24 protein-coding genes are annotated in these 23,673 nt (G+C 69.4%); 9 read left to right on the top strand and 15 right to left on the bottom strand.

Features of this window, described 5'->3' with window-relative positions:
- The 4 genes from LRQ07_RS01700 to LRQ07_RS01685 form a co-directional block, all read right to left on the bottom strand.
- Positions 1 to 1,086 (bottom strand): ABC transporter permease, encoded by a 1,086-nt coding sequence (locus LRQ07_RS01700; protein ID WP_256535657.1) that lies wholly within the window; start codon positions 1,084 to 1,086, stop codon positions 1 to 3.
- Positions 1,083 to 1,883, bottom strand: coding sequence for an ABC transporter ATP-binding protein (locus tag LRQ07_RS01695; protein WP_256535656.1), 801 nt, complete (start codon positions 1,881 to 1,883; stop codon positions 1,083 to 1,085). The genes LRQ07_RS01700 and LRQ07_RS01695 overlap by 4 nt, the downstream gene beginning before the upstream one ends.
- Complete coding sequence (locus LRQ07_RS01690) at positions 1,880 to 2,704, bottom strand: ABC transporter ATP-binding protein (protein ID WP_256535655.1); 825 nt, start codon at positions 2,702 to 2,704, stop codon at positions 1,880 to 1,882. Before LRQ07_RS01690 ends, LRQ07_RS01695 begins: the two co-directional genes overlap by 4 nt.
- Positions 2,705 to 2,770: 66 nt before the next feature.
- On the bottom strand, positions 2,771 to 4,441 hold the full coding sequence (locus LRQ07_RS01685) for an ABC transporter substrate-binding protein (protein WP_256535654.1): 1,671 nt from the start codon (positions 4,439 to 4,441) through the stop codon (positions 2,771 to 2,773).
- A gap of 155 nt (positions 4,442 to 4,596) precedes the next feature.
- Here LRQ07_RS01685 and LRQ07_RS01680 point away from each other — a divergent pair, with 155 nt between their 5' ends.
- On the top strand, positions 4,597 to 5,250 hold the full coding sequence (locus LRQ07_RS01680; RefSeq protein ID WP_134352802.1) for a TetR/AcrR family transcriptional regulator: 654 nt from the start codon (positions 4,597 to 4,599) through the stop codon (positions 5,248 to 5,250).
- A 31-nt stretch (positions 5,251 to 5,281) separates the two neighbouring features.
- On the top strand, positions 5,282 to 6,496 hold the full coding sequence (locus tag LRQ07_RS01675; protein WP_256535653.1) for an amidohydrolase: 1,215 nt from the start codon (positions 5,282 to 5,284) through the stop codon (positions 6,494 to 6,496).
- Between the two features lie 114 nt (positions 6,497 to 6,610).
- Here the strand turns inward: LRQ07_RS01675 and moaA are convergent, their stop codons facing one another.
- The 5 genes from moaA to LRQ07_RS01650 all read right to left on the bottom strand — a co-directional run bounded on the left by moaA (position 6,611) and on the right by LRQ07_RS01650 (position 10,877).
- Positions 6,611 to 7,705, bottom strand: coding sequence for a GTP 3',8-cyclase MoaA (moaA, locus tag LRQ07_RS01670; protein ID WP_256535652.1), 1,095 nt, complete (start codon positions 7,703 to 7,705; stop codon positions 6,611 to 6,613).
- A gap of 113 nt (positions 7,706 to 7,818) precedes the next feature.
- On the bottom strand, positions 7,819 to 8,925 hold the full coding sequence (locus LRQ07_RS01665) for an ABC transporter ATP-binding protein (RefSeq protein WP_256535651.1): 1,107 nt from the start codon (positions 8,923 to 8,925) through the stop codon (positions 7,819 to 7,821).
- Complete coding sequence (gene modB / locus LRQ07_RS01660) at positions 8,922 to 9,710, bottom strand: molybdate ABC transporter permease subunit (RefSeq protein WP_256535650.1); 789 nt, start codon at positions 9,708 to 9,710, stop codon at positions 8,922 to 8,924. Before modB ends, LRQ07_RS01665 begins: the two co-directional genes overlap by 4 nt.
- The gene (modA, locus tag LRQ07_RS01655; RefSeq protein WP_256535649.1) at positions 9,707 to 10,483 is read right to left on the bottom strand and encodes a molybdate ABC transporter substrate-binding protein; all 777 of its coding nucleotides are present in this window, start codon (positions 10,481 to 10,483) and stop codon (positions 9,707 to 9,709) included. The genes modB and modA overlap by 4 nt, the downstream gene beginning before the upstream one ends.
- Position 10,484: 1 nt before the next feature.
- On the bottom strand, positions 10,485 to 10,877 hold the full coding sequence (locus tag LRQ07_RS01650) for a TOBE domain-containing protein (RefSeq protein ID WP_256535648.1): 393 nt from the start codon (positions 10,875 to 10,877) through the stop codon (positions 10,485 to 10,487).
- A gap of 95 nt (positions 10,878 to 10,972) precedes the next feature.
- Here LRQ07_RS01650 and LRQ07_RS01645 point away from each other — a divergent pair, with 95 nt between their 5' ends.
- The 4 genes from LRQ07_RS01645 to LRQ07_RS01630 are packed head-to-tail and all read left to right on the top strand — an operon-like array spanning position 10,973 to position 13,711.
- Entirely contained in the window at positions 10,973 to 11,758 is a 786-nt protein-coding gene (locus LRQ07_RS01645) for a HesA/MoeB/ThiF family protein (protein WP_256535647.1), read from the top strand.
- On the top strand, positions 11,755 to 12,990 hold the full coding sequence (gene glp / locus LRQ07_RS01640) for a gephyrin-like molybdotransferase Glp (protein ID WP_256535646.1): 1,236 nt from the start codon (positions 11,755 to 11,757) through the stop codon (positions 12,988 to 12,990). Before LRQ07_RS01645 ends, glp begins: the two co-directional genes overlap by 4 nt.
- Positions 12,987 to 13,481 carry a cyclic pyranopterin monophosphate synthase MoaC gene (gene moaC, locus LRQ07_RS01635; RefSeq protein ID WP_256535645.1) on the top strand — a complete coding sequence of 165 codons (495 nt, stop codon included), beginning with the start codon at positions 12,987 to 12,989 and terminating at the stop codon, positions 13,479 to 13,481. Before glp ends, moaC begins: the two co-directional genes overlap by 4 nt.
- Entirely contained in the window at positions 13,478 to 13,711 is a 234-nt protein-coding gene (locus tag LRQ07_RS01630; protein ID WP_047522933.1) for a MoaD/ThiS family protein, read from the top strand. The genes moaC and LRQ07_RS01630 overlap by 4 nt, the downstream gene beginning before the upstream one ends.
- A 177-nt stretch (positions 13,712 to 13,888) precedes the next feature.
- Here LRQ07_RS01630 and LRQ07_RS01625 read toward each other — a convergent pair whose 3' ends face one another.
- The 5 genes from LRQ07_RS01625 to LRQ07_RS01605 all read right to left on the bottom strand — a co-directional run bounded on the left by LRQ07_RS01625 (position 13,889) and on the right by LRQ07_RS01605 (position 18,489).
- On the bottom strand, positions 13,889 to 14,323 hold the full coding sequence (locus tag LRQ07_RS01625; protein ID WP_232762790.1) for a molybdenum cofactor biosynthesis protein MoaE: 435 nt from the start codon (positions 14,321 to 14,323) through the stop codon (positions 13,889 to 13,891).
- A complete protein-coding gene (locus tag LRQ07_RS01620) occupies positions 14,320 to 14,808 on the bottom strand; it encodes a molybdenum cofactor biosynthesis protein B (protein WP_232762791.1) in 489 nt (162 codons plus the stop codon). The genes LRQ07_RS01625 and LRQ07_RS01620 overlap by 4 nt, the downstream gene beginning before the upstream one ends.
- A 41-nt stretch (positions 14,809 to 14,849) precedes the next feature.
- On the bottom strand, positions 14,850 to 16,466 hold the full coding sequence (locus LRQ07_RS01615) for a molybdopterin-dependent oxidoreductase (RefSeq protein ID WP_232762792.1): 1,617 nt from the start codon (positions 16,464 to 16,466) through the stop codon (positions 14,850 to 14,852).
- 228 nt (positions 16,467 to 16,694) lie between these two features.
- A complete protein-coding gene (locus tag LRQ07_RS01610) occupies positions 16,695 to 17,390 on the bottom strand; it encodes a GTP pyrophosphokinase family protein (RefSeq protein WP_047522937.1) in 696 nt (231 codons plus the stop codon).
- A 10-nt stretch (positions 17,391 to 17,400) separates the two neighbouring features.
- The gene (locus tag LRQ07_RS01605) at positions 17,401 to 18,489 is read right to left on the bottom strand and encodes a VanZ family protein (RefSeq protein ID WP_256535644.1); all 1,089 of its coding nucleotides are present in this window, start codon (positions 18,487 to 18,489) and stop codon (positions 17,401 to 17,403) included.
- Between the two features lie 101 nt (positions 18,490 to 18,590).
- Between LRQ07_RS01605 and LRQ07_RS01600 the strand changes: the two genes are divergently transcribed.
- Positions 18,591 to 20,678, top strand: a complete 2,088-nt coding sequence (locus tag LRQ07_RS01600; RefSeq protein WP_134353935.1) for an APC family permease — start codon at positions 18,591 to 18,593, stop codon at positions 20,676 to 20,678.
- Between the two features lie 26 nt (positions 20,679 to 20,704).
- On the opposite strand, the gene LRQ07_RS01595 is transcribed toward LRQ07_RS01600, so the two are convergent.
- The gene (locus LRQ07_RS01595) at positions 20,705 to 22,111 is read right to left on the bottom strand and encodes a PLP-dependent aminotransferase family protein (RefSeq protein ID WP_256535643.1); all 1,407 of its coding nucleotides are present in this window, start codon (positions 22,109 to 22,111) and stop codon (positions 20,705 to 20,707) included.
- On the opposite strand from LRQ07_RS01595, the gene LRQ07_RS01590 reads away from it, so the two are divergent.
- Complete coding sequence (locus LRQ07_RS01590) at positions 22,110 to 23,057, top strand: DMT family transporter (RefSeq protein ID WP_153243416.1); 948 nt, start codon at positions 22,110 to 22,112, stop codon at positions 23,055 to 23,057. The genes LRQ07_RS01595 and LRQ07_RS01590 overlap by 2 nt on opposite strands.
- Complete coding sequence (locus tag LRQ07_RS01585) at positions 23,057 to 23,665, top strand: FMN-binding negative transcriptional regulator (protein WP_256535642.1); 609 nt, start codon at positions 23,057 to 23,059, stop codon at positions 23,663 to 23,665. Before LRQ07_RS01590 ends, LRQ07_RS01585 begins: the two co-directional genes overlap by 1 nt.
- Positions 23,666 to 23,673: the final 8 nt, after the last annotated feature.

Genomic DNA, 23,673 nt, shown 5'->3' with positions numbered 1-23,673 from the left:
TCAGGACTCCATCTGGCGGGTGCGCGGATCGAGGTAGGCGTAGACGACATCCGCGAGGATGTTGGCCACGAGCACCGACAGGGTGATCACGAGGAACACGCCCTGCATCAGGGCGAAGTCCTTGGCATTGGTCGCGTCGAGCAGGAGCTTGCCCACGCCCGGATAGCTGAAGACCATCTCCATCACGATCGTGCCGCCGACGATGAAGCCGATCGACAGCGCGAAGCTCTGGATCTGCGGCAGCACCGCGTTGCGGGCGGCATAGCCCCACAGCACGCGCTTGTTGGGCATGCCCTTGGCCTGAGCCACCGTGATGTAGTCGTCGTCGAGCACGGTCAGCATCATGTTGCGCATGCCGAGCACCCATCCGCCGAGCGAGGCGACCACGATGGTCAGGGCGGGCAGTGTGCCGTGCATGATGACCTGACCGATGAAGTCGAAGCTCCACTCCGGGGATTGCCCCTTGTCGTAGGCGTGCGAGGAGGGGAACCACTTGAGGGTCGACGAGAAGATCGCGATCGCGATGAGCCCGAGCCAGAAGTAGGGGATCGTGTTGAAGAAGGTCGTCACGGGGATGATCGCGTCGAGCCTGCTGCCGCGCTTCCATCCGACGACGGCACCGGCGATCGTGCCGATCGTGAAGGAGATGATCGTCGCGATGCCGACCAGGCCGAGCGTCCACGGCAGTGCCGACACGAGGACCTCGGCGACCGGCCGCAGCCCGTGCAACGTCGAGATGCCGAGGTCACCGCGCAGCAGCATCCCCCAGTACTCGAGGTACTGCTGCCAGACGGACTTGTCGGTGTCGATGCCGAGCAGGATGCGCAGCGCGTCCGCGGCCTCCGGGCTCACGTTGCGGTTGCGCGCGAGGTAGGAGCTGACCGCGTCGCCCTTCATGAGACGGGGCAGGAAGAAGTTGATCGTGATGGCCGCCCACAGCGTGAACAGGTAGAAACCGGCACGCCCGGCGAAGAAGCGCCACGGGACCTTCCGGCGTCCGCGTTCTGCGACGGTCGCCGTGGTGCCGACCTCGAGGGCGTCGCGGGACGCCAGGTCGTCGTCGAGCTGGGGCAGAGCGGCGCTCACAGCGCACCTCCCATCGAGGTCGCGAAGTGCTTGTCCGGGTCGGGCGACGCGGCGCGCAGCTCCCGCGTGTACGGATCCTGCGGGTTGAGGATCACCTCATCGGCGGCGCCGTACTCCACGACACGACCCTGGTTGAGGACCATGATCTCGTCGCTGAAGTGACGGGCGGTGGCGAGGTCATGGGTGATGTAGAGCACGCCGAGGCCCTCCTCGCGTTGCAGGTCGGCGAGCAGGTTCAGCACACCGAGGCGGATCGAGACGTCGAGCATCGACACGGGCTCGTCGGCGACGAGGAGCGAAGGGCGGGACGCGAGGGCACGGGCGATGGCCACCCGCTGCCGCTGTCCGCCGGAGAGCTCGTGCGGACGGCGATCGATCACGGTGTCCGGGTCGAGCCGGACCCTGCCGAGCAGACGGCGCACCTCGGCCTCGGTCTCCGCCTTCGGCACCACGTCATCGAGGCGGATCGGCCGCTCCAGGTGGTACCGGATCGAGTGGTACGGGTTGAGGGAGGCGAACGGGTCCTGGAACACCATGCGCAACTGCTGCCGGTACTTCCGCAGCCCCCTGCCGCGGCGCGGGATCGGCACGCCGTCGAGCAGCACCTGTCCACTGGTCGGGGTCTCGAGCTGCGTGAGGATCTTCGCGATCGTGGACTTGCCGCTGCCGGACTGACCGACCAGGCCGATCGTCTGCCCGGAGGTCAGGGTGAAGCTCACCTCGTCGAGCGCCTTGAGCTGCCCGGCGCCGCGGACGTTGTACGTCTTCGTGATGTTCCGGAATTCGAGGGTGGTCATCGCACCAGCACCCCTCTCTCCCCGGTCAACCGGGGGAACGACGACAGCAGTGTCTTCGTGTAGTCGTGCTCGGGCCGGGTCCAGATGTGCTCGGCGGTGGCGAGCTCGATGATCTCGCCCTCGCGCATGATCGCGATCCGGTCGCTGATCTCCAGGAGGAGGGGGAGGTCGTGGGTGATGAAGATCACCGAGAAGCCGAACTCGTGCCGCAGCTGCGAGATCTGGCTGAGGATCTCGCGCTGCACCAGCACATCGAGGGCGGTGGTCGGCTCGTCCATGACCATCAGCTGCGGGCGCAGCGCGAGGGCCATCGCGATCATGACGCGCTGGCGCATGCCGCCGGAGAGCTCATGGGGGAAGGAGCGGATGCGCTGGCGCCCGACCTTGACGATCTCGAGCAGCTCCTCGGCCTCGGCATGCCGCTGCCGGCGGTTCATGTCGGGGCGATGGATCTCGAAGACGTCTTCCAGCTGCGAGCCGATCGTCGCAACCGGGTTCAGGGCGTTCATCGCCCCCTGGAACACCATCGAGACCTTGTCCCAGCGGAACCGCTGCATCGCGTCCACGTCGAGCGCGTCGATGTCGATGTCGACACCGGTCGCATCGTGGAAGGTCACGCTGCCGCTGGTGATCACAGCCGGCGCTCGCAACAGACGCTGGACTCCGTAGGCGAGCGTGGTCTTGCCGCACCCGCTCTCACCGGCGAGACCGAGGATCTCGCCGCGCTGCAGTTCGAGGTTCACGTTCTTCACCGCCTCGACGGGCGGATCGACGTCGTACACGACCGAGAAGTCGCGCACGCTGAGGAGAGGGTCTGGCATGGTGATGTCTTTCGTCGGCGGAGAAGGGGAGCCCGGGGTCGTTCACCCGGGCTCCCCACCCGGTGCTTACTCGGCGGGCTGCAGCTTCGTGAGGATCATCACGATGTTCTGCTGTGTCGGGTCCGCGGAGGCGTAGGGGTCATCCTCCGAAGGCCAGCCGACGTAGTTGCGGGTGTTGTACTGGCCCAGCAGCGGGTGCGCGCCCAACGGGATGGCCGGCACTTGCTCGACGAAGATGTTCTGCATCGTGTCGAGCGCGGCGGTGCGCTCTTCATCGGACGATGCGTTCGCGTAGGTGTTCAGAGCCTCGGTCGCCTCCGGATCCTCGAAGCGGCCGAAGTTGAACCCGGCGATGCCCTCCGGCGAGATCCACCGCGGGTCCATGGTCGAGGTGTACAGGCCGTAGGCGGTGCCGCTGTCCTCCAGCCAGTGGATGATCGAGGAGAAGGTGCCCTCGTCACGGGGAACCTGCCAGCCGCCCCAGTCCGGCATGTCGATCTTCACCTCGGCGCCGATGGATTCGGAGACGTCCTCGGCAATGAGCTCCTGGGCCGTGTTCCAGTCGCTCCAGCCGGAGGGAACCGAGATGGTGAACGAGACGGGAGCGCCGTCGGGATCGATCAGCGCGTCGCCGTCCCAGGTGTAGCCCGCAGTGGTCAGGAGGTCGCGCGCCTTCTCGGCGTCGACCGCGTAGTCCTCGCCCTGGAACTCGGGCTGGATCTCGTCCTCGAGGATCGAGGAGAGACCGGTGACCGACCAGACGGGCTCACTCGCCCCCTCACGGGCGATGTCGACGTACGCGTCGCGGTCGATCACCCAGGCGAGCGCCTGACGGAACGCCGGGTCGTCGAACGGCTTCTGGTGAAGGTTCATGAACAGCGTGGCGGAGCCCGTGGTGGGCGCCGCCCAGAACTTGTTGTGCTCGGGGTCGACCGAGAGGAACTGCTCCTCGATCTGCGGGATGAACGCCTGGGCCCAGTCGGCCTCGCCCTGCGCGAGCGCGGTGGTCAGCGCGGTGTTGTCGCCGTAGGACACGTAGTGCAGCTCGGGCACGGCCAGGTCGCCGCCCCAGTAGTCGTCGCGCGCCTCGAGCGTGACCGACTCGGTCGACCAGTTCGACAGGACGTAGGGACCGGTGCCGACGAGGTCGTCCCCCTTGACCGGATCCGTCGCCGGATCGCCGAGGTTCTCCCAGATGTGCTTGGGGACGATCGGCACATGCAGCACCCGCGCCTGGTTGACGTATTTCGACTCGCCGAACGTCAGCACGACGGCATCGCCGTCGACCTCCGCACCCTCGAACTTGAGCCCGGCGGTGTCGAGCGCCGGCGTCGAGACGAGCTCATAGGTGTAGACGATGTCGTCGGCGGTGAAGGGCTCCCCATCGCTCCAGGTCACATCCTTGCGCGGGACGACGGTGAGCTGCGTGTAGTCCTCGTTCCACTCGATGCTCTCGGCGAGCCATGGCGTGACGCCGCGGTCGCCGGTCTGATTCACGAGCGCGAGGGTCTCGAAGATCACCTTGCCGTAGCCGTACTTCGAGGCGGACGAGTCGCCGACGTACGGGTTGTTGGACTCGGTGGTGATCGCGCCGTCGGGCTTCGCGATCGTGAGGGCGGCGGTACCGGCGCCACTGCCGGAATCGCCGTCCCCTCCTCCTGCGGAGCATCCGGCGAGGGCCGAGATACCGAGGGCGGTGATCGCGGTCGCCGCGATCAGAGATTTCCTGAGCTTCATTGCTTCTCCTTGGGCACGGTCTTTGTGCTGCGGCACCGGCGGAGGATGCTGCGCCGGTCCTGTGTGATTCACTTACTGTCGAGAAAGTAAGTCTCAGTGAGGTTACCGAGTAGTAAGTTGGATCGCAAGCACGGCTCGGTGATGGAGGAACGGCGATGGCAGACAGCGACCAGACGGTGCGTGTGCGCCCGGCGACGCTCGCGAAACGCGAGCAGATCCTCAAGGCGGCCATCGAGATCTTCGGGAACAAGGGATCGACGAACGGCACACTGGCCGACGTCGCGGAACAGGTCGGCATCACGCACGCCGGCGTGCTCCACCACTTCGGGTCGAAGCAGAAGCTGCTGCTCGAGGTGCTCGCCTACCGTGACCAGGACGACGTGGCGGGGCTCGCGCAGAAGCACATCCCCGGCGGACCGGAGCTGTTCCTGCACCTCGTGCGCACCGCGTTCACGAACGCGAAGCGCCCCGGCATCGTGCAGGCCTACACCGTGCTCTCCGCCGAGTCCGTGACCGACGACCATCCGTCGCGCCCGTTCTTCGAAGAGCGCTACACGACGCTTCGCCGCGAGGTGACGGACGCCTTCCACGAGCTGTGCGCCCAGGAGGGCGTGAGCGATCCGCGCAGCATCGCCGACGCGGCCGCCGCGATCCTGGCCGTGATGGACGGCCTGCAGTTGCAATGGCTCCTGCATCCGGAGGTCGTGGAGCTCGGCGAGACGAGCGAGTTCGCGATCCGCGCCATCGTCAACGCCGTGCTGCATCCTGGACCGGAGTTGGAGACCTACGCGCACGACACGGACGGCTGACGGCCCCGACACGCCCGACTAGGCTCGGGCCATGACGATCGACCTCGAAGCGCTCTACATCGACCTGCACCAGCACCCCGAGCTCTCGTTCCAGGAGACACGCACCGCGGGCATCGCCGCCCGGCATCTGCGCGATCTCGGCCTCGAGGTGGAGGAGGGCGTCGGGGTCACCGGGGTCGTGGGCCTTCTCCGCAACGGCGACGGCCCCGTCGTGTGGGTGCGCGCCGACATGGACGCGCTCCCGGTCGAGGAGCAGACCGGCCTCTCGTATGCGAGCACCGCGAAGGGCGTCGACCCGGCGGGCACCACCGTCCCCGTCATGCACGCCTGTGGCCACGACATGCACGTCACCGCCATGATCGGCGCCGTGGAGAGGCTCGTCGCGGAGCGCTCCGACTGGTCGGGAACCCTCGTCGTAGTGATCCAGCCCGCCGAGGAGTACGGGGCCGGGGCGCGCGCCATGCTGGACGACGGCATCCTGGACCGCTACCCCCGTCCCGACATCGTGCTCGGCCAGCACGTGACCCCGCTCCCCGCCGGCATCGTCGGGGTGCGCAGCGGGACGCAGATGGCCGCCTCCGACGGGCTCACGGTGACCCTGCACGGCCGCGGCGGACACGGCTCGCGCCCGCACGCCACGATCGACCCGGTGGTGATGGCCGCGGCGACCGTGATGCGCCTGCAGACCATCGCCTCGCGCGAGATCGATCCGCAGGGCGTCGCGGTCGTGACCGTCGGCTCGATCCACGCCGGGCTCAAGAACAACATCATCCCGGCCGAGGCGAAGCTCGAGCTCAGCCTGCGCTACCCGAACGAGGAAGCACGCGAGAAGGTGCTCGCGAGCGTGGAGCGCATCGTGCGGGCCGAGGCCACCGCATCCGGGGCCGAGCGCGAGCCGGAGATCCGCACCGACCACACCCTGCCCGCCACGATCAACGATGAGGATGCCACGGCCCGCGTCACGACCGCGATCCAGCGGGCCCTCGGCGAGACGTCCGTCATCGACCCCGGCATGTTCACCGGCAGCGAGGACGTGTCCTGGTTCGCGCGCGACGCCGGCGTGCCTCTCGTGTTCTGGTTCTGGGGCGGCGTCGACCCCGCACGGTTCGCCGAGGCGGTCGCCGCGGGTCGACTCGAGCAGGACATCCCGACGAACCACTCGCCGTTCTTCGCGCCCGAGATCCACCCGACGATCGAGGTCGGCGTGACCGCCCTGTCGGCCGCGGCCCGGGAGTTCTTGGACTGAGCGCGTTCACAACTCCTCAGAATCGTTCGGCCTCAGCTCGTGTGGCCCGTTCACCCCGCGGAACGAGCGTTCTCTGAGGAGTTGCGCACACCGCTGCTCCGCAGCGCAGTCGACTCAGCCGCCGATCGCGTTCATGCCGCGCGCCGGTTGCAGGAATGAGGGGTCGTTGATCGCGTGCCCCGGGAGCTTGCCGTGCACACAGGAGCGCAGCATCTCGGCGATCCCGTCGGGGCGGGCACCCGGCGCAGAGGCCGACTCCCCGCGCAGCACCTCGATGAGGTCGTACTCGACGTTCGAGAACAGGCAGTTGCGCAGCTGACCGTCGGCGGTCAAGCGCAGACGGTCGCACGCACCGCAGAACGGGGCGGTGACCGAGGCGATCACCCCGACCTCGTGCGGTCCGCCGTCGATCCGCCACTTCTCTGCAGGTGCTCCCCCACGCCCCTCGACCGGATCGAGATGCCAGCGCTCCCCCAGCGACGCGAGGATCTCCTCGCGCGTGACCATCGACGCCCGGTCCCAGGTGTGTCCGGCGTCGAGGGGCATCTGTTCGATGAAGCGCAGCTGCGCACCCACACCCATCGCGAACTCCACGAGGTCGACCAGCTCGTCGTCGTTGACGCCGCGCATCGCGACCGCGTTGAGCTTGAGCGGACGGAGCTCTGAGGCCGCGGCCGCGGCGATGCCCTCGAACACGTCGTCGAGGCGGTCACGGCGGGTCAGGTCGGCGAAGCGCTGACGGTTCACCGTGTCGATGCTGATGTTGAGGCGCGTGAGTCCGGCCTCGATCAGCGCCGGGAGTTTCTGGGCGAGGCTGATGCCGTTGGTCGTCATGGCGACCTCGACGGGTCCGTCCTCGCCTTGGATGCGGGAGACGCGTCGCACGACCTCGACGATGTCGGCCCTCAGGAGCGGTTCGCCACCGGTGAGGCGGAACGTGCGGATGCCGAGCGCGGCGGCCACCTCGGCGACCTCGACGATCTCATCCGTGGAGAGGATGCTCGTGCGGGCGAGCCACTCGTTCCCCTGCTCCGGCATGCAGTACGTGCAGCGCAGCGAGCAGCGATCGGTGAGCGAGATGCGAAGATCCCGGTGCACCCGGCCGTGGGCGTCGACGAGACCTGCTTCGACGGCAGAGTGGCCAGGTCTCTGCGCCGTCGGACCGGCGTGCGGCGGGCGCACACCGATCACCACCGGCACGGCCGTCATCGTGCTCCGCCACTCCCCGTCATCGTTCGAGACTAACCCGCCGCTTCCCCCCTCGGGGCCGAAATGCCCTGGTTCCCGTCGCGATATGGCAGCCCATATGCGCGTGAGGGCTGTCATATCGCGACGGAGGCGACGGACGCGACGGACGCGGGGACGAACCGCACCTGGGCAGGATCGACGCGCAAGTGCACCTCGTCGCCCACCGCGAGGTCGACGGCGTCCGCCAGCGAGGTGTCGACCTGACAGTGCTCGGTGTGCAGGCGGACTCCCGTGAGGATGGGCTCGAGTCGGAGGATCCGGCTGGACCACGCGTGCGGGTCGTCGGGTCGCGCGATGCGCACCGCGGCAGGATGGAACACCGCGGCGAGCGGTGAGCCGTCGACCGCGGCGAGCGCGAGGGACTCGGCATCCGTGCTTCCAAGACACAGCTGTCCCCCGCGCCAGCCCCCGTCCGCGGCGACGCCCACCAGCCGGTTGACACCTGCGATCGCAGCGATGAAGCCCGACGCGGGTGCCGACAGCACCTCGCGGACGGGCCCGTGCTGCGTGACCCGCCCCGCCTCGATCACCAGGAGCCGATCGGCGAGGGCGACAGCATCCGCCGCATCGTGCGTGACCGCGATCGTGGTGATCCCCGCCAGCTGATCACGCAGCATCTGTCGGATGTCGCCGGCCGTCGCCGGATCGAGCGCGACCAGCGGTTCGTCGAGCAGCACGGCGCGCGGAGATGCGGCGAGCGCTCGGGCGACCGCGACGCGCTGCCCCTCGCCCCCGGAGAGCTCGCGCGGCATCCGGTCCCCCGCCCCCGGAAGTCCGACGCGTGCGAGCCATTCATCGGCCGAGTCGCGTGCCACGCGAAGGTCCTGCCCAGCGGCACGAGGACCGAAGGCGACGTTCTCGCGCACGGACAGGTGGGGGAACAGCCGCGCCTCCTGCCCGAGCAGCACGATGCCGCGGTTCATGGGGGCTGTCCGCACACGAGGTGTGCCCACGCGGTCGACCACGCGTCCCGCGACCTCGATCTCCCCGGCGGTCAGCGGCTCAAGCCCCGCGAGCGCCTGCAGCAGGGTCGACTTGCCCGCGCCGCTGGGCCCCATGATGGCGACGGTCTCTCTGGCCGCGACCTGCACCGAGACGTCGACGGCGAAGTGCTCACGGTCGACCACGACGTGCGCACGCAGGCCTCCGCCGCCGACAGTCCGGCCCGTCGAGGAGGTCATCGCGTCGCCCCCGGCCGCCAGCCGCGCACGAGCAGCAGCACGACGATCGCCGTGGCGAGCAGCAGCAGGGCGAGGGCGACCGCCGTGCCCTGCGATACTCCCGCCCCGTTGAACGCGGTGTAGATCGCGAGCGGCATGGTCTGGGTGACGCCGGGCCGGTTCCCTGCGAACAGGGCCGTCGCACCGAACTCGCCGATGGCCCGCGCGAAGCACAGCACGACACCCGCGACGATGCCCGGCGCGGCCAACGGCAGGGTGATCCGTCGCAGGATCGTCCATCGTCCGGCGCCGAGGGCCGCCGCCGTGCGCTCGTAGTCCACGCCCGAGGTGCGCACCGCACCCTCCACGGCCAGCACGAGGAACGGCAGCGCGACGAACGTCTGCGCCAGGATGACGGCCGGCGTGCTGAAGGAGAGGCCGAGCCCACCGAGCCAGCCCGCACGTCCGAACAGGTACAGCAGCGCGACACCGCCCACCATCGGCGGCAGCACCAGCGGCACCGTGACGACGGCGCGGAGTACGGCAGCCAGCCGCGGCCCGGATCGGGCGATCCACAGCGCGAGCGGTACGCCGATCAGGATGCACAGCACCGTGGCCACCAGGCCGGTACCGAGCGAGAGCGCGAGCGCGGAGAGCGCAGCTTCCGAGGTCACGTCCGCGAGGAACGTCGACCACTGCACGCGCGCGACGAGCGCGGTGAGCGGCAGGATCAGGAACGCCAGGCCGACCAGGGCGGGTACGGCGAGTGCACGGGGCGCGTACCCTCGGTCACCTCGCCCGCTCATGGTGCTCCGAAGCCGAAGTCGGCCAAGATGCTGCGCCCCGCATCCGACCGCACGAACGCCACGAACGCCTCAGCCGCCGTGGCGTTCGGAGCATCGGAGAGCACGGCGATCGGGTAGTGGTTGACGACCTCGTCGGCGCCGTCCGGCACGATCACCTCGACGTCGTCGCGGCCGATCACATCGGTGGCGTACACGAGTCCGGCGTCGGCTTCGGACGCGGCGACCTTCGTGAGCACGGCCGTCACGTTCTGCTCGAGGCTCGCCGGGTCGACCGCGACCTCGGCCGCGGACAGCAGCGTCGCGGAAGCCGCACCGCACGGCACCTCCGGCGCACACAGCACGGTGGTGACATCGGCGAGATCCGCCAGCACCTCGACGTCGCCCGGGTTTCCGGACGGAACCACGATCACCAGGGTGTTGGATGCGAACAGCGCGGACTCAGCGACGACGCCCGCCGCTTTGTCCATGTTCGCCTCGTCGGCCGAAGCGAACACGTCGGCGGGAGCGCCTTCGAGGATCTGCGTGACGAGCGTCGAAGAACCGTCGTACACCGGACGGAACCGCACGTCCGGGTTCTCGGTCATGAAGGCCTCACCGATCGCATCGAAGGCTCCGGCGAGGGACGCCGCGGCGTAGACCGTGAGCTCGCCGCGCACGCCATCCGTGGCCCCCGACGGTGAGGACGTGTCCTCAGCTGTGCCCGCACAGCCCGTGAGCACGAGGCAGGCAGCGGCGAGGAGAGCGAGCGTGGAGCGGCGCAACCGGCGGTTCATGTCAGCCGTTCGGGATCTCGACGACGACCTGGGTCGCCTTGACGGAAGCGGTGGCGAGGGAGCCGACCTCGAGCCGCAGATCCCGCGCCGCCTCGGACGACATCAGCGACACCACACGATGCGGTCCGGACTGGATGTCGACCTGGGCCATGAGGCCTTCGACCTGCACGCGCGTGACGATGCCGACGAAGCGGTTGCGCGCACTGGAGAGCACATCTCCGGCGTTCCTCGCCTCCTCCGCGAGCTCGACCGCGCGCGCCGCGAGGGCATCACCGGGAATCTCGGCCGGTGTCGCATCCGTCACCGGAAGCAGTTCCTGATCGATCCAGCGACGGACGGTGTCGTCGCTCACGCCGAGCAACTGCGCGGCACGGGCGATCCGGTAGGTCTGCATGCGAAGAATCTACCGCAGATGCGGAGTTTTCCGGAGGCTACATCCGCTTTCGCGGTCATCGTCCTCTTCCGGGAGGAGGGGCATACGCTGAATCCATGCAGCCCCTCGTCGCCCCGGCCGCCGCGCTCGCCCCGGAAGAACTCGTCCGTACGGCCCGGCACGCGGTGCTCTCCGGCATCGGCGAAGAAGGTCAGCGCCGACTCAACGCCGCTCGTGTCACGGTCGTCGGCGCGGGCGGGCTCGGCTCCCCTGCCCTCCTCGCCCTGGCCGCCGCAGGGATCGGCAGCCTCACGTTGATCGACGACGACGTCGTGGAGCTGACCAACCTGCAGCGCCAGCTCGCGCACCGCGTGGAGGACATCGGCACGCCCAAGACCGCCTCCGCCGCCCGAGCCATCACGGCTCTCGCCCCGCAGACCGTCGTGACCGCGGTGCCGGAACGCCTCGACACGGCCAACGCCGCCCGCCTGCTCGCGGGAGCCGACGTGGTGGTCGACACGAGCGATTCCTTCGCGACCCGTCGTGATGTGGCCGCGGCGACCGAGGAGCTCGGAATTCCCCTGGTCTGGGGCGCGGTGCAGGAGTGGCATGCGCAGGCGACCGTGTTCTGGTCGGACCCACCGGTGGGCGAGCCGGTCGTGCTCGCCGACCTCTTCCCGCCCGGCACCGAGGGGGAACCACCCAGCTGCGCCCAGGTCGGCGTGCTCGGAGCGCTGTGCGTGCAGGTCGGCGGGATGCTGGCGGGTGAGGTGATCAAGCTCGTGACCGGGGCCGGCGAACCGCTGCTCGGACGACTCGCCATGATCGATGCACTCACCTCCCGCCAACACGAGATCGCGATCCGCCCCGCGTCCACGACCTCGACGGCGGTGCACGCATGACCGGCCGTCGTACGGTCGAGGAGCAGCTCGACCGCGTGCTCGGCGCCATCCGCGTGGTCGGCAAGGAGGCTCTCCCGGTGACGGATGCCGCAGGACGCACGCTCGCCGCGCCCGCGGTCGCCGCCCACGACATCCCCCTCTTCGACAACTCCGCGATGGACGGGTTCGCGGTGCGCGGTGCCGACGTCGCGGAGGCCTCCGAGGAGAATCCGATCACCCTGCGCGTGGTGGCCGACCTTCCCGCCGGAGTGGCCCTCGATCCTCCGCTCGGGTCCGGCGAAGCCGCCCGCATCATGACCGGATCCCCCACCCCCACCGACGCCGACGTGATCGTGCCCTTCGAGGACACGGCCGGCGGGCTCGCCGACTCCCTCGACGGGGTGACGGTGCTGCGTGCCCCGTCGAAGCCCGGTGTGTTCGTGCGCCGACGCGGGGCCGACCTGCACGCCGGCGACGAGGTCGTGCCCGCCGGGGAACGTTTGGGGCCCTTCCAACTCGCGGCCGCGGTCGCTGCCGGTGTCGCCGAGGTGTGGGTGACGCGGGCTCCGCGCGTGGCCGTGGTGTCGACCGGGAGCGAGCTGCTCGCGCCGGGCGAGACCCCCACTCGCGGCCGCATCCCCGACTCGAACGGCCCCCTGCTCGCGCAACTGGTCGCCGAGGCCGACGCCGAGGTGGTGCTGGTCGCACGCGTTCCGGATGCGGCCGACGCCGTCAGGACCGTGACCGCCGAAGCCACAGCCCTCGGCGCCGACGTGATCGTCTTCACCGGCGGCGTGAGCGCGGGAGCCTACGAGCCGGTGCGGGGGGCGTTCGACGGCGGCGGACAGGTCGAGTTCAGCGCGGTGGCCATGCAGCCGGGCAAGCCGCAGGCCTTCGGGGTGCTCGATGACGGATGCGTGGTGTTCGGACTCCCGGGGAACCCCGTCAGCGTGGCGGTGTCGTTCGAGGTGTTCGTGCGCCCCGCCCTGCTCGCGATGCAGGGCCGCACCCTCATCCACCGCCCGCGTTCGCCCTTCACCGCCGATGCGTCCTGGACACCCCCGCCCGGCCGCCGCCAGTACCTTCCGGCCGTCGTCGACCTCGCGACGCGCACCGTGCGTCCGGCGACCGCCGGCGGGTCGGGATCGCATCTCGCGGGCGGACTCGCGCGTGCCCACGCGTTCGCGATCGTCCCGGCGGAGGTCGAGTCCGTGGCCGTGGGCGATGTGATCGATGTCATGCTGGTCGGATGACCTTCCCCCACCTTGACGCCGGCGGCCGTGCACACATGGTCGATGTGACCGCGAAGCAGCCGACCGTGCGCACCGCGACCGCCCGCGGTTTCGTGCGCTGCAGCGCCGACGTGATCACCGCGCTCCGCGACGGCACCGTGCCGAAGGGCGACGTGCTCGCGGTGGCGCGCATCGCCGGCATCCAGGCGGCCAAGTCCACGCCCTCCCTGCTGCCGCTCGCGCACGTGATCGGGGTGCATCGGGCGAGCATCGAGCTGGACGTCGTCGACGACGGCGTACGCATCGAGGCGACCGTGGGCACCGCCGACCGCACCGGGGTCGAGATGGAGGCGCTCACTGCCGTCTCGGTCACCGCGCTGGCGATCGTCGACATGATCAAGGGCGTCGACCGCGCGGTCACGATCGAGGACGTGCGCATCGTGGCGAAGTCCGGCGGCCGCTCCGGCGACTGGGTGCGTCCCGGCGAGCCCGCCCCCGGAGCCGACCGATGACACGCGTACGCTACTTCGCCGCGGCCGCCGAGGCCGCAGGCACCGACGCGGAGGAGCGCGCCGAGCACTCTCTCCTGGAGCTGCGCACCGCCGTCGTCGCCGAGCACCCGGCACTGGCCGACATCCTGCCGCGCTGCGCGGTGCTCGTCGACGGCGTCCGCACCGACGGCGACCTCTCCCTCGACGACGCCGAGCTCATCGACGTGCTCCCGCCCTTCGCGGGCGGCTGACCACGCGCCACCTGCATGACCTCCCGCCACCCGCATGACGGTCTGCCGGTGTTTCCTCCTGCATACGGCAGAACCTCATGCAGGTGACGCGTCGAGAACGGCGGTGACGCGTCGAGAACGGCGATGACACGTCGAGAACGCAGGTGACGCGTCGAGAACGGCGATGGCGCGCAGGACTCAGCCGCCGATGCCCTTCCACGACGTGGTGCCGTCGACCTCGAGCTGACGCTTCCACACGGGGAGGTCGCTCTTGATCGCCTCGATGACCGCACGGCACACCTCGAACGCCTCGGCACGGTGCTCGGAGGCCACCGCGATCACCACCGCGGCATCACCCACATCGAGGCGTCCGACGCGATGACTCACAGCCACCACAGTGGGAGCATCGGCACCGGCACCGGCCTCCTCCGCGATCCGCCGCAACGTGGCTTCCGCATCGGGGTGCGCGCTGTACTCCAGTCCGACCACGGGCGTCTGCGCATCCGGGTCGTTGTCGCGCACCCGGCCGACGAACGTCGTCACCGCTCCCAGGCGCGGATCTTCGACCGCGGCGAGGTGGACGTCGAGATCGAGGAGTTCTTCCGACACGGCTGCGATGCGTACGTCGTTCATGAGTGGTCTCCGCCTTCGACTTGATCCAGGATGTGCGCGGCGACGCCGAGCACCACGGGCACACCGGAGGCGACGGCTCGGGGCGAACCGGGGAGGTTGACGACGAGCATGCCGTCGGGGTCCACGATGCCCGCGAGCCCGCGCGAAAGCACCGAGAGCGGGGTGTCGGCGAGTCCGCTGCGGCGCAGCTCCTCCGCGATCCCGGGGATCTCACGGGTGATCACCCGGCGCGTCCCCTCCGGCGTCAGGTCACGGGGTCCGACGCCCGTCCCACCGGTGGTCACGACCAACCGGATGCCGCGCGCAACCGCCCGGCGCAGGGCATCCGCCACAGAACCCGCTCCGTCGGCGATGACCTCGGCATCGGGGCAGTGCCACCCGGCGTCACGAAGCAACCCCACGGCGATCGGGCCGCCCCGATCCTCGCGCTCTCCGGAGGCCGATCGATCCGAGACGGTGATGACGAGTGCGGGGTACGGGCCCATGGTTCCCACCCTAGGCCCGCGCCGATGACCGTGCACCGGTATCAGGTGACGCGGACGAGCGAACGCTGCCAGCCCGACGATCCGTTCGGCGCGATGGGTGCGCGCTCCTGGATCTGCAGGTCACCGTTCTTGTTCACGGCGCGCACGGCGACGTAGTGCGTCCCCGGGGTGGCATCCCATTCCATGAACCACTGCACCCAGGTGTCATCGTTGATCGGCGTCGACAGCGTGGCCGCAACCCAGTCGCCGTCGTCGATGCTCACCTCCACGCGCTCGATGCCGACCGACTGCGCCCAGGCGACGCCTGCGATCGGGATCTTCCCCGCATCCACCGCCTCGCCGATCTTGGGGGTGTCGACGCGGGAGGAGAACTTGATCGGCGCCTCGGCGCTGTAACCGCGCGGTGTCCAGTACGCCTCGTCCTCGGCGAACGTCGTGACCTTGAGTTCGGTGAGCCACTTGGTCGCCGACACGTAGCCGTAGAGTCCCGGCACGACCATCCGCACGGGGAAACCGTGTTCGAGCGGCAGCGGCTCGCCGTTCATCCCGACCGCCAGGATCGCGTCGAGGTCATCATCGGTGAGTGCCGACAGCGGCGTGCTCGCCGTGTAACCGTCGACGCTGCGCGAGAGCACCATGTCGGCACCGGACTTGACGCCCGCCTTCTTGAGCACGTCGCGCAACGGCACGCCCAGCCACTTCGCGTTGCCGACGAGTTCGCCGCCGACCTCGTTCGACACGCACGTGAGCGTGATCGCATACTCGTCGAGACCCATGTCGAGGATGTCCTGGAAGCTCATCTCCACACGCTGGTCGACCATGCCGTCGATCACCAGGCGCCAGGTGTCCGGGTCGATCGAGGGAACCGTGAGGGCCGTGTCGACCCGGTAGAAGTCCTTGTTCGGGGTGAACAGCTTGCTGAGTCCGGGGATGTCCAGCTCCGCGCCCTGCGGCACCGTGACCGTGGTCTTCGGAGAGGGGAGCTTGAGCGCACTGCGGACGGCTTCGACCGAGGACACGGCCATGCTCACCGTGCGGGCGGTGATTCCCACGACGAGCGCGGACGCACCGGCGACGGCAGCGAGGAGGAAGAACCGACGACGGTCGATCCCGGGCCGGGCGGACTCTCCTTCGGCGAGATCGGTCGGGGGATCATCCGTGGTCGCCATAGCCCGGTCGTCCTCGCTGGCGCCTGCGAATGAGTCTCTCCACCCGCGCAGACGGCGGCACAGGAGCACGAGGATGATCGATCCCGCGACGGTGCCGAGGACCGGGGGCAGGAACGCGAGGGGCGCGACGCCCGCGCGGGTGACGATCGCCGCGGTCGAGAGCACGCCCGCGATCACCAGCGCGATCACGCCGAGCGGCGGACGCACGAACTGCAAGATCCCGGCGATCGCCGAGGCGATGAGGACGGCCAGACCGAGCCCCGCCAGCAGGGCGATCTTGTCGTACTCGCCGAAGGTGGCGATCGCGAACTCCTTGAAGGGCTGGGGCACGATGTCGATCACGAAGCCGCCGACCGCGAGGATCGGGCTGGCGGTGCGCGCGAACAGAAGCGCGAACACCTCCGCCGTGGCGAGGAAGACGCCACCCCCGATCACGCCCGCGAGGGCGGCCCAGACGAAGAACCTCTTGCCGCTGCGGCGTTGCACCATGATCGTCTCCTGTTCCACCGGTCGCCGGCGTCATCCCCCGTTGTTCGGAGCGGAGGCGCGATCGGATCTGACGATCTGCGGAAGACGTCGCGCGGACCCGTTCATAACTCCGCAAAAACGGCAGGAGAGGAACGCGTCAGGCGCGGTATGACGGGCGAGCCGTTCACCTGGCACTCCGATCTTCCGGAGTTGTGAACGTCCCCGGGAGGAGGTCAGACCGGGCGGAGGTCAGACGGGGACGACGGGCGGGGGCGGCGGAGCGAGCCGGCGCTGCGGCACCCCGTGCGCCTCCCGGTGCAGACGCTCCATCCGGCTGTCGAGCTCGGCGGCGGCATCGGCGGCATCGGACAGGCTGTCGACGAGGTGCGAGGGCACCTGGTTCGAGAACTTGTAGTAGATCTTGTGCTCGAGGCTCGCCCAGAAGTCCATCGCTATCGTGCGGAACTGCACCTCGACCGGAACCGACAACGCGCCGGTCGACAGGAACACCGGCACCTCGATGATCGCGTGCAGACTCTTGTAGCCGTTGGCCTTCGGCTGCGCGATGTAGTCCTTGACCGTGCGCACGGTGATGTCGTCCTGCGCGGTGAGCAGGTCGAACAGGCGGTACACGTCGGCGACGAAGCTGCAGGTGACCCGCACACCCGCGATGTCGGTGATCTCCGCGCGGATCCGGTCGAAGTCCGGCTCGTCGATCCCCTTGCGGGCGAGCTTCTCGACGATGCTGTCGGGCGACTTGAGACGGCTCTTCACGTGCTCGATCGGGTTGTACGCATGGTCGTGCGTGAACTCGTCACGGAGGATGGAGATCTTCGTCTCGACCTCACGCATCCCGAACTCGTACTCGCGCAGGAAACGCTGCAGCTCGTCGCGCAGCTCGCGAGCCTGGTTGATCGTGTCCTCGGTGACGTGAACGGTCGTCATGCTCCCGACGTTACGCGTTCGTGATCGGAAACGGCTGTGGATCCTCGATGTCCGCGCGGGCGTCGACGAGGCGCTGGCCGGAGAGCACACCGGGGAGCCCGCGCCCGAGGCGTGTGGTGAACAGCAGCACGATCGCGACGAGGATCAGGATCGAGGAGGCGAGGTCGAAAAGGTTGCCGCCCAGGGCGAGCGCACTGAGGCCGGCGATACCTCCAGCCCAGCGCAGGAGGCGGGCGATCGGCGCGGGCAGCCGCGAGCCCGTGTAGCGCAGCTGCACGGCGAAGTCGCCGACCGAGCGTCCGGTCGACAGGATCAGCACCAGGAACAGGCCGGCGGGGACGACGGCTCCGGCGGCGGAGGAGATCGACCCGTCGATCACGGCCGCCCTGTCACGCACGACGTACTCCAGCCACACCTGCACCGTCACGCCGATGGCGGTGCTCAGGAAGCTGTACGCGAGGGCATCGCACAGCATCGCGAGGGCCCGTCGACCACGGGTGACCGGACGCGGAAGGTCGGCGTCCGGACTCGCTTTCGCGCCCCGCAGATTCCGCGGCACGACGAGCGCCAGCATGCAGCCCACGACCGCGCCGAGGGTGTTCGTCATGAGGTCACCGACGTCGAAGAAGCGGTATGCGCAGGGGTATATGCCCCATACACCGGTGAGTTGGGTGGTCTCGACCAGCAAGGACAGACCGAATCCGGCGGCGAACGCCGCGAGCACACCACGACCGGCGATCACCCGCACGAAGAAACCGAGCGGCAAGAACAGCAGCACGTTGAAGACCAGCTGCAGAAGGGCGGGCTGCCGCAGCGGATTGCCCGGTGCCGCGAACGCCTTCTGCACATCGCGCACGACAGACATCGGATCCGTGATCGCCCCCACGCAGCGGATCGTGTCGGGGTCGGGCAGCGGGAGAAGCGTGTACGTCCAGATCGCCCAGAAGTAGATCAGGGCCGAGAGCCAGAGCAGCGCGCGCCCGACACCGAGCCGCCCGCGACGACGGTAGCTGACCGCGACGAAGGGCACGAACAGGACGACGCCGAACGCCAGCCCGATCGCGATCGCGATGACTCCGAGCCGCACCTGATCTTCCACCGCGTGCCAGTGTAACCGCGGCCGTAAGGATTCCGTGAGGACAGCACGTCCGGCCGTAGGGATTCCGTGAGGATCGCAGGAGGATGACATCGGCAGGCGTAGTGTCGCCCGACGTGTCAGACGAAAACAGGGAGGGCGCGGACACTCCGCCGCTCGCCAAGCGCATCCTCATCGGCGAACCGCTGACGAGCCAGCAGGTCGATGATCAACTGCTCCCGAAGCGGATGGCACTGCCGATCTTCGCGTCCGACGCGTTGAGCTCGGTGGCCTACGCACCGCAGGAACTCGTGATGATCCTGCTGATCGGTGGACTGACGTTCCTCTCCTTCACGCCGCTGGTCGCGATCGCGGTCGTGGTGCTGCTGGTCGTCGTCGTCCTGAGCTACCGACAGTTGATCAAGGCCTACCCCTCTGGCGGCGGCGACTACGAGGTCGCGTCGAAGAACCTCGGCGAGATCCCCGGTGTGATCGTCGCCGCGGCCCTCCTGGTCGACTACGTGCTGACCGTGGCCGTGTCGGTCGCCTCCGGTGTCGACAACATCATCTCCGCCGCGCCCGGCCTCGACCCGCTCCGCGTCGAGCTCGCGGTCGGCTTCGTGATCCTCATCATCATCGTGAACCTGCGCGGCGTGCGTGAGGCGTCGCTCGTGTTCGCCATCCCCACGTACGTGTTCATCGGCTCGGTCGGCATCATGATCGCGACCGGGCTGATCCGGACGTTCCTGGGCGATGCGCCGGTGGCCTCGAGCCACGACTTCTCCGTGCAGGCCGAGAACCTCGGTCAGGCCGCGGTGATCCTGCTGATCCTCCGTGCGTTCTCCAGCGGATGCTCCGCCCTCACCGGCGTCGAGGCGGTGTCGAACGGTGTCCCGGCGTTCCGGGCTCCCAAGGTGCGCAACGCCCAGTCGACCCTCGTGCTGATGGGGTCGATCGCCATCTGCCTGTTCGCCGGCCTGACCGCTCTCGCCCTGATCGCCGGGGTGCACTATGCCGAGAACCCCTGCGACCTGATCGGCTTCGACTGCTCGACCCCCCAGCCGAGCCTGATGGCGCAGATCGCCGCGGCGACGTTCGGCGGCGGCAGCATCGCGTTCTTCATCGTGCAGGCGGCGACCGCGTGCGTGCTGCTGCTCGCCGCGAACACCGCGTTCAACGGCTTCCCCCTGCTGGGCGCGGTGCTGGCCCGTGACGGATACGCCCCCAAATCGCTCAACACCCGCGGTGACCGCCTGGTGTTCTCGAACGGCATGATCCTGCTCGGCATCGCCGCGATCGCCGTTCTCGTGGTGTTCCAGGCGCGGCTGACGACCCTCATCCAGCTCTACATCATCGGGGTGTTCGTCTCGTTCTCGCTCGGACAGATCGGCATGGTCAGGCACTGGCGACGCGTGCTCCGGGGGCCGGTGGAGAACAGGGCCGGTTCCGGGATCGACGGGGCCTCGGCATCGGATCGCCGCTCGGCCAAGGTCGGACTCATCATCAACTCGACCGGCGCCGCGATGACCGTGCTCGTGCTGGTCATCGTGACGATCACCAAGTTCACGCACGGCGCGTACCTGGTGTTCTTCGCGATCCCGGTCCTGGCCTTCCTGATGCTGGGCGTGAAGCGGTACTACCGCGACGTCGAGCACGAGATCGCGATCGACGACACGACCAAGTTCGGGGCGACCGGCGACCTCGCGATCGTCCTCGTCAACCGGCTGCAGAAGCCCGTCGTGAAGGCCATCGACTACGCGATCGCGGCCAAGCACGGCAAGACCCTGGCGGTGCACGTGGCCGTGGCGTCCGACGACGCGGCCCAGCTCCAGCAGGAGTGGGCCGACCATCTCGTGCCGATCCCGCTCGTGATCGTCGAGTCGCCGTACCGGTCGTTCGCGCAGCCGGTGACCCAGTTCATCAAGCAGTACCGGGAGAAGCACGGCTCCTCGGTGGTGACCGTGTACCTGCCGCAGTACATCGTCGGACACTGGTGGGAGTCGTTCCTGCACAACCGTCGGGCCCGCCGCCTCGCCAACCAGCTGATGCTCGTGCACGGCGTGTCGATCACGCTCGTGCCCTGGCTGCTCGACTCGTCGGAGCTCATCTACGGCCGCCGCTCCCGCCCGCTGCCGGGTCAGGAGCGCGCGGGGCGCCCCGTGGTCGTCAACGGTCGGCGCGCACACCGGCCCGCCGGCCCGCCGCAGGAGTAGTCGCGGGCGGCGACGGGGCCTTCGAGTCAGATCCCCTCGAGCACGGCACCCAGGACGCCGGCGGCCTCGGCGAAGCGCGCTGGATCGGCGTTCGCGTAGTTGAGGCGCACGTAGGACCCCGAGGGCTCGGCCGGGAACCACTCGGATCCCGGCGCGATGATGACTCCGCGCACCTCGCACTCGCGGACGACCTGCCCGACATCCGTCCCCTCGGGCAGTCGCACCCACAGGTTGAGCCCACCGGCCGGAACGCCCTCGACCTGCGCGGAAGGCGCGTGCGCGGCGAGACTCGAGACGAGCAGATCGCGCCGCGCGCGCAGGTGCTCGCGGAATCCGCGCAGGTGCGTGCGCCAGGCGGGCTGGCTCACCACATCGAGGGCCGCGGTCTGGAGCACACCGCTCACGTACATCGACTCGGCGGCGCGGTCCGCGAGGATCCGATCACGCGCAGGCCCTCGGACGATCGCGGCCGCGACGCGCAGGGCCGGTGAGGCGCTCTTCGTGAGCGAGCGCAGATAGACCACGTGACCGTCCTCATCCGACGCGGCGATCGGCCTCGGAGCGGCGTCGATCCCCAGGTCGTGCGCCCAGTCGTCCTCGATCAGGAACGCCCGGTGACGGCGGACCGTGTCGAGCACGGCCTCTCCCGTCGCGACAGGCCACTGCGCTCCGGTCGGGTTCGCGAACGTCGGCTGCGCGTAGAACGCCCGCGCGCCGGTCTGCGCGAACGCCCGCTCGACGTCGTCCGGATCGGGCCCATGCGGACCGGACGGGATCGGCACCAGGACCACGCCGGCCTGCGCGGCGGCGAGCATCGCACCCCAGTACGTCGGCGACTCGATCAGCAGCGGCTGCCCGACCCCCACGACGGCACGGAAGATCGAGCTCAACCCGCTCTGGCTGCCCGAGATGATCAGGGCGTCCCGCGCCGAGGCGGGTGTGATCCCCACCGGGGCGGCGGACGCGAGTTCACCGGCGAACCACGCCTGCAGCTCGGGGAGGCCCGCTGCGGGTGAACGGGTCAGCGCCGCGTCCGATCGGGCGGCACGGATCAGCGCCTGTCGCACGAGCCGCTGCGGCAGCAGGTCGACCGCGGGGTATCCCGAGTGCAGTCCGATCGCATCGGGCGCGACCGTGCGTTGCGTCGACGAGAGGCCCGCGAGTCCGGCCGGCGTGGCGCCGAGGGCGGCAGTCTGCCAGCTGTAGTCGACCGTGCGAACGGTGGGCGCGGCGCGGACGAACGTCCCCGCGCCCGGGCGAGACTCGACCAGACCGAGCCGCGCGAGTTGCTGCATCGCCTTCTGCACGGTCACCGGGCCGGCCCCGTACTCGGCCATGAGCGCACGGTTCGACGGCACCTGTGCACCCGGAGATGCGGAGGAGATCCACGCGCGCACCCCGGCGACGATGCGGTCACTGCTATCCTGATTCATGAAAGTAGACAGTAGCGTTATCGCTCCGCGAGAGACAGTGCTATCAATTCCTGCCGGCGTCCGGTGGGGTCTTCTCGGCGTCCTCGCCTTCTCCTTCACCCTTCCGCTCACGCGCATCGCGATCGACGGGCTCTCACCGCTGTTCGTCGGCGCCGGGCGCGCGGTCGTCGCCGCCCTCCTCGCCGGAATCGCCCTGGCCGTGACGCGCCAGCGACGTCCCACGACGACGCAGTGGGGCCGCCTCGCGATCGTCGCCGGTGGGGTTGTTGCCGGGTTCCCCGTCCTGACCTCGTTCGCGATGACCACGACCCCCGCCAGCCACGGTGCGGTCGTGATCGGCGTGCTCCCCGCGGCGACCGCTGTCGCTGTCGTGCTCCGCACCCGCGAACGACCCACCCGATCCTTCTGGATCTTCGCGAGCCTCGGCGCCGTCGCCGCGATCGTGTTCGCCGCATTGCAGAACGACGGGCTCGACTCCCTCAGCGCTGCCGACCTCCTGCTGTTCGGGGCTGTCATCGCCGCCGCGATCGGCTATGCGGAGGGCGGCCTGCTCGCCCGTGAACTCGGCTCCTGGCAGACCGTGTCGTGGGCGCTGATCGTCGCCGCTCCGCTGATGGCGGCGCTGACGGTGGTGTCGGCCCTTCAGCAGCCTCCGGCCGCGACACCGGTGCACTGGCTCGCCTTCGCCTACCTCGCCGCGGTGAGCATGTTCCTCGGCTTCTTCGCCTGGTACCGCGGGCTCGCGATCGGTCCGATGGCACAGGTGAGCCAGATCCAGCTCGTCCAACCCGTGATGGGCATCGCCTGGGCGGCGCTCCTGCTGCACGAGCAGATCGGCTGGGCCACCGCCATCGGCGGGCTCGCGGTGATCGCCTGCGCCGCCCTCGCCGTGCGTACGCGACTGATCACCCACCGACCGAGCGCGCCCCAAGGAAAGGACTCCTGATGCGTCACACACCCCGGTACCTGATGACCGATCCCGACGAGGTCAAGCGCTTGATCCGCGGCAACCCGTGGGCGACGTTCGTCTCCCCCGCCGGCGGCGGTCTCGTGGCCTCGCACTATCCCGTGCTGCTGGTGGAGAACGAGGATGACATCGTGTTCGCCAGCCATTCCGGACGGCCGGACGAGCGCCTCCACGAACTCGGCCAACACGAAGTGCTCGTGATCATCCAGGGTCCGCACGACTACGTGTCGCCGAGCCTGTACACACCGGGCGACCTCGTGCCCACGTGGAACCATGTCACGGCGCACCTCTACGGCGTTCCCGAGATCCTCGACGAAGAGGAGAACTACGCCATGCTCAGCCGCCTGACCGACCACTTCGAGAACCACCAGCAGCACGGTCGGCATCTGTCGGAGGACGAGGAGGGCACCCGCCGAGCCGCCAGAGGGACCGTCGGCCTGAGGATGCGGGTCACCCGCTTCGATGCCCGCGCCAAGCTCAGCCAGAACAAGTCGCCCGAGGTGCGCGAGAACATCACCGCGCACTTCGCCGCAACCAACAGCGCGCTCGCGACGGAGATGCGCCGGGTCGGCGGGGAGGCGTCCTGAGCGTGTCG

Origin of the sequence: Microbacterium sp. J1-1, assembly GCF_024498615.1 — a bacterium.
In the GTDB taxonomy this organism is placed as follows: Bacteria; Actinomycetota; Actinomycetes; order Actinomycetales; family Microbacteriaceae; genus Microbacterium; species Microbacterium aurugineum.
This window is presented reverse-complemented; position numbering and strand designations above follow the sequence as displayed.